General features: G+C 52.9%; 8 protein-coding genes and 1 tRNA gene. 7 read left to right on the top strand and 2 right to left on the bottom strand.

Features of this window, described 5'->3' with window-relative positions; genetic code table 11:
- Positions 1 to 450: 450 nt before the first annotated feature.
- The 6 genes from HOL66_16665 (at position 451) to HOL66_16640 (ending at position 5,520) form a co-directional block, all read left to right on the top strand.
- The gene (locus HOL66_16665; protein MBT5245865.1) at positions 451 to 789 is read left to right on the top strand and encodes a methyltransferase domain-containing protein; all 339 of its coding nucleotides are present in this window, start codon (positions 451 to 453) and stop codon (positions 787 to 789) included.
- A 184-nt stretch (positions 790 to 973) separates the two neighbouring features.
- Positions 974 to 2,152 carry an aminopeptidase P family protein gene (locus HOL66_16660; GenBank protein ID MBT5245864.1) on the top strand — a complete coding sequence of 393 codons (1,179 nt, stop codon included), beginning with the start codon at positions 974 to 976 and terminating at the stop codon, positions 2,150 to 2,152.
- Positions 2,152 to 2,901: an Asp/Glu racemase gene (locus HOL66_16655; protein ID MBT5245863.1), complete on the top strand. Its 750-nt coding sequence runs from the start codon at positions 2,152 to 2,154 to the stop codon at positions 2,899 to 2,901. Before HOL66_16660 ends, HOL66_16655 begins: the two co-directional genes overlap by 1 nt.
- A 24-nt stretch (positions 2,902 to 2,925) precedes the next feature.
- Positions 2,926 to 4,761 carry a lytic transglycosylase domain-containing protein gene (locus HOL66_16650; GenBank protein MBT5245862.1) on the top strand — a complete coding sequence of 612 codons (1,836 nt, stop codon included), beginning with the start codon at positions 2,926 to 2,928 and terminating at the stop codon, positions 4,759 to 4,761.
- Between the two features lie 5 nt (positions 4,762 to 4,766).
- Positions 4,767 to 5,300: a molybdenum cofactor biosynthesis protein B gene (gene moaB, locus HOL66_16645; GenBank protein ID MBT5245861.1), complete on the top strand. Its 534-nt coding sequence runs from the start codon at positions 4,767 to 4,769 to the stop codon at positions 5,298 to 5,300.
- Between the two features lie 16 nt (positions 5,301 to 5,316).
- Positions 5,317 to 5,520: a hypothetical protein gene (locus HOL66_16640; protein ID MBT5245860.1), complete on the top strand. Its 204-nt coding sequence runs from the start codon at positions 5,317 to 5,319 to the stop codon at positions 5,518 to 5,520.
- 228 nt (positions 5,521 to 5,748) lie between these two features.
- On the opposite strand, the gene HOL66_16635 is transcribed toward HOL66_16640, so the two are convergent.
- A complete protein-coding gene (locus HOL66_16635) occupies positions 5,749 to 6,201 on the bottom strand; it encodes a hypothetical protein (protein MBT5245859.1) in 453 nt (150 codons plus the stop codon).
- A 285-nt stretch (positions 6,202 to 6,486) separates the two neighbouring features.
- Positions 6,487 to 6,639 (bottom strand): hypothetical protein, encoded by a 153-nt coding sequence (locus HOL66_16630; GenBank protein MBT5245858.1) that lies wholly within the window; start codon positions 6,637 to 6,639, stop codon positions 6,487 to 6,489.
- Between the two features lie 22 nt (positions 6,640 to 6,661).
- Here HOL66_16630 and HOL66_16625 point away from each other — a divergent pair.
- Positions 6,662 to 6,751: transfer RNA gene (locus HOL66_16625), tRNA-Ser, on the top strand.
- The last annotated feature ends 89 nt before the right edge of the window (positions 6,752 to 6,840 follow it).

Below are 6,840 nucleotides of genomic sequence, written 5' to 3'. Positions count from 1 at the left end.
GTTGAACCGGCCTCAGCCTGCTTCAAAATAGCGATGATCTGGCTGTCAGAATAACGTGATTGTTTCATGTTGAATCTCCTCAAAAAACATTACGAGAAAATTCTACTCATTTGTACCGCTAAAAATTGGGAGCATTACCATTCTAAGCTCCAATTTCTTCTATCTTCTCATTCTTAAATGAAACCGACAGCTGTTTTTTTATCTACCAAAATGCTGTTGATTTGCTTTCAGATCGGGAGGCGGGTCCAACCTGATAATTGTCCGCGCCCCCCATTCAAAAAAGACGTCATAACGATCAATGTCCGTTAAGCGTTGGAAAGCAGACATTATCAGCCAACAGCTGGAACTTCCGCTACTAGCCAAAAGCGGAAGAAACCTTCATTAAGTTAATCAGTGAACGTGTTTTTGCGTTTTATGTTCTAAATTAACCAGAACGTACGGGAAGGTGTAATGGTTGATTTCAACGTCAGTGAAGCTCAAAGCTCCGATTTAGCCTATCAATCACCTGAGGTCGTGAAACAACGACTAAGGACCCTACATGCAATGGCCATTAACGCCGGAGATAGGGTCATTAATATTGGCTGTGGCACTGGCTTGTCATTGCGTGAAATTGCAATTGCTGTTGGACCGAAAGGAAAGGCAATTGGATTGGACCCCAGTCAAGACATGCTTGATATAGCGGCTAAACGGTGTTCGGACCTTCCTCAAGCTTCGGTTCAAATTGGAACGCTGGAAACATTTGGCTCTACTTCGGGTACATATAATGCTGCATCACTGGTTCAACCCTGATTTGCGCAATTTTGCCTATAACGATGGAAATAGAGAACGCAAAAGTTTCAAGGCGCAAAACCAGTCTATGATTTCAAAGATATTGCTAAACCCAGCCAACAAAAAGGCTCCCTGAAAAGGGGACTTTTTATTGGCTGTTGTGATCAATCTTGACAGTCCGATGATAAAAGGATTTCTAGTTCAGATGATCACACACCCAACCCCGCCACCACGCGGCTTTCCGGTATCTGAATTTGAAAACAGGTTGGCTCGCGCGCAAGCCATGATGGCGCAAGCGGGTCTTGACGCGCTGTTGCTGTGCAGTGAGCCGGAAGTACGCTACTTCACCGGTTTCCTGACCCAGTTCTGGCAAAGTCCGACCCGGCCGTGGTTCGTGATTGTCCCTAAGGGGGCAAAACCGATTGCCGTGATTCCGGAAATTGGCGCGGCCTGCATGGGTCGCACCTGGATTGATGATATCCGCACCTGGGCCTCGCCAGACATGCAAGACGATGGTGTTTCGCTTCTTGCCGAAACCCTGCGTGAGGTTACCCCGCGGGGCGGCAAGGTCGGTCTTCCCATGGGTCACGAAACCCATTTACGGATGCCGTTGGCTGATTACGAACGTCTGCGCGAACGTCTTGGCGAAGTGGATTTCAGTGACGCCACAGCCATTGTTCGCAGCTTGCGCATGGTCAAGTCAGAGGCGGAAATCGCCAAAATCGCCCATGCCTGCCAGCTGGTCTCAAACGCCTTCGATCAGGCTCACACGTTGTTTCATATCGGTCAAAGCGACAGCGATGTTTTCCGCGCCTTCAAGATTGAATGTTTGAAGAAGGGGGTTGATGATGTCTCCTATCTTGTCGGTGGTGCGGGCGTCGGTGGTTATGACGATATTATCTCGCCGCCATCCGGGCGGGTTCTTGTGGACGGTGATGTTTTGATCCTTGATACGGGCTGCACGTTTGATGGCTATTTTTGCGATTTCGATCGAAATTTCGGCTTTACCGATGTTGAGGATGCGGCCCGGCGAGCTTACCAGTCCGTCTACCAGGCGACGGAGGCGGGATTACAGGTTGTGCGTCCCGGTGTGACCTGTGCGGAAGTGTATGAAGCCATGCAGAATGTGATGAGCGAGGCTGGCGCCCTTGGCAACACGGTCGGGCGATTAGGTCACGGTTTGGGGATGCAGTTGACCGAATGGCCGTCCCATACGCCTGCGGACAAGACGGTACTTGAGGTTGGAATGGTGATTACCCTGGAGCCGGGCATGACCTTCGCACCGGGTAAGGTCATGGTGCATGAAGAAAATCTGGTGGTTCGTGAAGACGGCCCTGAACTTTTAAGCAGACGGGCCGCGCCCGAACTTCCGGTGATCGGCTGATGGCGCTTTCTTTTGAGATTGATGATGGTTTGAGTTCGCGGGCGGCGCTGGGGTTGATTGTCCTGCAAACCGATGAAACCATTGAGTCTGAATTCAAATGGATGATCGATCTTGATGATGTTTGCCTGTACCACAGCCGGGTGCCCAGTGGTGAAGAGGTTACCCAGCAAACCCTGGCCCGCATGGAAGCTGAAATCCCGCGTGCGGTTGATCTTCTGCCGTCAAATGCACCGCTTTGCGTGATCGGTTATGCGTGTACCTCTGGTTCTGCGGTGATTGGCGAGGAGGCGGTCGCCAAGGCGATCACCAGCGCCCGTCCCGGTGTCGCGACGACCAACCCGATCAGCGCCGCCAAGGCGGCCCTTGCCGCCCTTGGCGTGAAGCGTCTTGGCTTCGTCACCCCATATGTCGCTGATGTTTCATTGGCGCTTCGCGATAATCTTGAGAAGGCCGGGTTTGAAATTTCCGGTTTATCGTCTTTTGAGCAAATCGAGGAGAAAGTCGTCACCCGTATTACCCCACAGTCCGTGCTCGACGGGATTGTCGATGTCGGGGCGGGGCAGGATTGTGACGGGGTTTTTGTTTCCTGCACCAATTTACGGGTTGGTAGTATTATCGAAGAAGCTGAAAAACGGCTCTCTAAACCGGTGATTTCCAGCAATCAGGCCCTCGCCTGGCATATGCTGCGCCTGGCCGGAATTAACGATTCCATTACAGGCAAAGGGCAACTGTTGAAGACTCCCCTTTAAGCCCCGGTTGCCCGCGATTCCGCAATGCTTTATAAGGGTGCAGACAGATTCTGGCGGTTTGACGGGGTTATCGATCATTTGACTATTCAATGTGGCTGGCGATTACCGATCCGGACGGTGCCTTTTTTTGTGCTGGCCTTTTTGTTCGCCCTGACCATAGCCCCTTTACAGGCTGCCGCTATTGATCTCGACATTCCCGAACCCTTGAATTTTGAAGATGTTGAGCGCTATCAACGCATTTTCGAGCTTCAGGAAGATGGCCACTGGAAAAAGGCCGACAAGCTGATAAAGCAACTGGATGACCGGATGCTTCTTGGTCATGTGCTGGCCCAGCGTTATTTGCATCCGACAAAATATCGCTCCAAATACAAGGAGTTGAAAGATTGGATGGCGTCCTATGCCGACCATCCCGACGCGCGCCGCCTTTACAAGCTGGCGCTCAGGCGCAAACCCGCCAACTGGCGCGCACCCAAACGCCCGGTCCCGGGTTATCTTGGCGGCAGCGCAGAAACGGTCAGGGGCGAGCAACCGGCGAGGAAAAAACTTTCGCGCGCCCAGCGCCGTCAGGTCAGCGCCTATAAACGCCAGATCCGACACAACCTGCGCAAGGGCTGGACCAAGGCGGTCAAGCGCCTGATCGCCACCAAGGACGTCAAAAGGTTGTTTTCCGATTTCGACATGGACGAAGCCAAGGCCCGTCTTGGTGCCGGATATTTTGCCGCCGGGCGTGATGAATGGGCGATCAAGTGGGCCGGGGAAGCGGCCAGCCGTTCCGGGCGTTTTCTGCCGGAAGCCAACTGGACGGCGGGACTGGCATCGTGGCGTCTTGGCCGTCGCGGGCAGGCAGCTGGTTATTTCGAGGCCGCCTCCATGGCCACTAAAACATCGGGCTGGATGACCTCGGCGGCAGCATTTTGGGCGGCCCGGGCCTATCTGGTCGGCGGCGAACCCAAGCGGGTCAATGCCCTGCTTGGTCGGGCGGCGGCCTATCCGCGCACCTTCTATGGTTTTCTCGGTCGTAAGATGCTCGGCCTTCCAAGTACCTTTAGCTGGCAGACGCCGGATTTGGAAAAATCGGCTCTTGAATCTTTTGTCACGGTTCCTGCGGGAAGGCGTGCCCTGGGGTTGCTGCAAGTTGGCGAGAGCCGACGCGCCGAACGCGATCTTCGGAGCTTGGCCGGGCGTTCAGCCCCTGATGTCGCCAAGGGGATTCTGGCGCTGTCGGCACGCGCTAATATGCCGGGCCTTGCGGTCCGTCTTAACAACACGCTTTATCCCGGTGGTGGTGGTTTCGACGGGGCCGCCTATCCATTGCCGACATGGCAACCCGAAGGCGGCTACAGTGTCGACAAGGCCTTGATTTTCGCCCTGATCCGTCAGGAATCGAAGTTTAATCCGAAGGCGAAAAGCTGGGCCGGGGCGCGCGGCCTGATGCAATTAATGCCACGCACCGCAAGTTTTGTCGCCCGTGACCGACGCTTCCATCGCCATGATTCGACCCGTCGAAAGTTGTTCAAGCCTGAAATCAATATAAAGCTGGGTCAGAAATATATCGAGATGCTGTTGGGTAATAAAAAGATCAACGGTGACCTGTTCCTGATGGCGACGGCCTGGAACGGCGGCCCGGGAAACTTGAACAAATGGCGGCGCAAAACCAACCACATGGATGATCCGCTGTTCTTTATCGAAAGCATTCCATCGCGCGAGACCCGCATTTTCATTGAACGGGTGCTGACCAATCTGTGGATTTACCGGGATCGTCTGGGTCAGCCGACGCCGTCGTTGGAAGCCATTGCCGCTGGCGACTGGCCTGTTTACAAGGCCCTTGATAACCAACCGACCCTGTTGGCAGGTAACTAAGCATTATGTCCAAAATCGAAGGTGAACGGGATTTCTTGTCAGTTAACATAGCGGTTCTGACAGTATCGGACTCGCGCACACTGGAAGACGACAAGTCCGGCATGACCCTTGTCCAGCGAATCGAAGCCGCCGGTCACACCGTAGCTGCGCGTGATATTGTCAAAGATGAAGTCGATTTGATCGTTGCCAAGTTGGGCGTCTGGATTGCCGATGAGAGCGTTGATGTGGTCATTGCCACCGGCGGTACGGGTGTTACCGGCCGGGACATCACACCCGAAGCCTTCGCACAAGTGTACGAGAAGGAAATTCCGGGTTTCGGTGAATTATTCCGCTGGGTCAGTTATCAGAAGATCGCCACCTCTACGATCCAGTCCCGCGCCACCGCCGGGGTCGCCGGGGGGACTTACCTGTTTGCCCTGCCGGGCTCACCGGGGGCGTGCAAGGATGCCTGGGATGAAATTCTTGTCCATCAGCTTGATGCCCGCTTCAAGCCGTGCAATTTTGTCGAGCTGATGCCCAGGTTAAAAGAACATCTTTAAAAAAGGCCAATAAGATATGACCAAAGCAAAAGCCCGCCAGCGGGCAAAGGCGAAAGCGGCCCAGAAAACCAGAAAGCGTGTCGATAATGCCGATCAAGAGACGCAAAAATTCCGGCCGGGTAAATTTGATCCGGGTGCTCTTTCCATAAAGGGCCCAAGCGTCAGCGCCGGGGCCGGAAACTTTTCCGCTGCCAAACGGGGCTCGGCACGATCAAAGTAAATCCTGGTGATGACTTCTTGTCGTGCGGATAAACAAAATAATAACAAAGGGCGACAAAGACGCCGCCGCCGACAATGTTTCCCAGCATTACCGGTATCAAATTGCCGATGAAACCATTCGGGCCAAGGCAAAAGGAAAGCCCCGGCCAAAACGGCCAGTATCAGCACCGGCACGGTTTTCATATGCGCCTTGTTCAGACCGATGGCTTCAATATTTGTAGAGCGAGCTCTAGGACCAATCAATAGAAAGACTTATGTCACCGGGAAGGCCGCCGGGAAAACTGGAAATTTTTGCTTTCAGGCGGTAACCGTTTGGCTGACCGTGATGCTTCCAGATTACATAAAAACTCCTCGCCTTTCCTTGCAATGTGGCAGTCCAGTCTTTGTCGCTATTATTGATAGCCCTGCCGCCGTCAGTGCAAAAGGATGCGTGAAATTTCATCACTTCAACCTCGTATTTTCCCTGTCTGGCGGCTTCCAGAATTTGCAATTCCAGATTATCAAAATCCTTTTCCAGATATTCAGATTTGATAAATTTTCTTTTTTCCTGTTCCAGATAGATGCGTTGTCTTAACGAGGCATCTTCTTTTTCAATTTGGTTTTTTGCCCGCGAGATATCGGAAAACCGGCGCAGCTGCTCGGCCACGATAATACGTTCAATGGCGGGCCACAGGGTCTGCATAACGATATATCATGTTAGGGTTAAATCTGATCCCGTAATATTCACACCAATTGATCATATGAGCCATGATCAATGTCAAGGTGTGAGTCTGCCATAGGGTTACACTTGGACCCAAGATAAACAAGGCACGGAGGTTAAAAAACTGAGGCCACCAAAATTTAAAGAAGACATATCAAGCGACAACCCAAAAGCCCGATCATCATCATCGGGCGGCGTCAAGAACGCCACTCATTGAAAGCCCCGTCAGATACCTGCGGGGCTTTCCGGTTGAAAATAAAAAACGCATCAATCTTTATCGGTCTCGTCTTGTTTTGGGCCGTCATCATCGTCAAACAGAAGCGGCGGAAAGGGTGGACAACCGGCTCCGAAGCGCGTTAAAAAGCGCCACTTGACCAGCGCCGGTGGCAATGCCGGTGGCAGATTTTGTTGCGGGCTCAAAAAATCCAGCAATATCAATAGCGGAGAGGTGCCGGAGTGGTCGAACGGGGCGGTCTCGAAAACCGTTGTGCTGGTAACAGTACCCAGGGTTCGAATCCCTGCCTCTCCGCCATTATTCTATCGACAACTGTCTCTCAACAAGGTGGTTGCCGCCAAAATTCCCAGCTTCTGCGCCCCTTCCGAAATGAAGCTGTTGACCCG

This window comes from Rhodospirillaceae bacterium, assembly GCA_018662005.1.
GTDB lineage: Bacteria > Pseudomonadota > Alphaproteobacteria > Rhodospirillales > JABHCV01 > JACNJU01.
This window is presented reverse-complemented; position numbering and strand designations above follow the sequence as displayed.

What these genes read in the sequence shown, in the direction of transcription:
- HOL66_16665 (MBT5245865.1), top strand. Translation starts at nt 451, where the DNA reads ATGGTTGATTTCAACGTCAGTGAAGCTCAAAGCTCCGATTTAGCCTAT.
- HOL66_16660 (MBT5245864.1), top strand. Translation starts at nt 974, where the DNA reads ATGATCACACACCCAACCCCGCCACCACGCGGCTTTCCGGTATCTGAA.
- HOL66_16655 (MBT5245863.1), top strand. Translation starts at nt 2,152, where the DNA reads ATGGCGCTTTCTTTTGAGATTGATGATGGTTTGAGTTCGCGGGCGGCG.
- HOL66_16650 (MBT5245862.1), top strand. Translation starts at nt 2,926, where the DNA reads ATGCTTTATAAGGGTGCAGACAGATTCTGGCGGTTTGACGGGGTTATC.
- moaB (MBT5245861.1), top strand. Translation starts at nt 4,767, where the DNA reads ATGTCCAAAATCGAAGGTGAACGGGATTTCTTGTCAGTTAACATAGCG.
- HOL66_16640 (MBT5245860.1), top strand. Translation starts at nt 5,317, where the DNA reads ATGACCAAAGCAAAAGCCCGCCAGCGGGCAAAGGCGAAAGCGGCCCAG.
- HOL66_16635 (MBT5245859.1), bottom strand. Translation starts at nt 6,201, where the DNA reads ATGCAGACCCTGTGGCCCGCCATTGAACGTATTATCGTGGCCGAGCAG.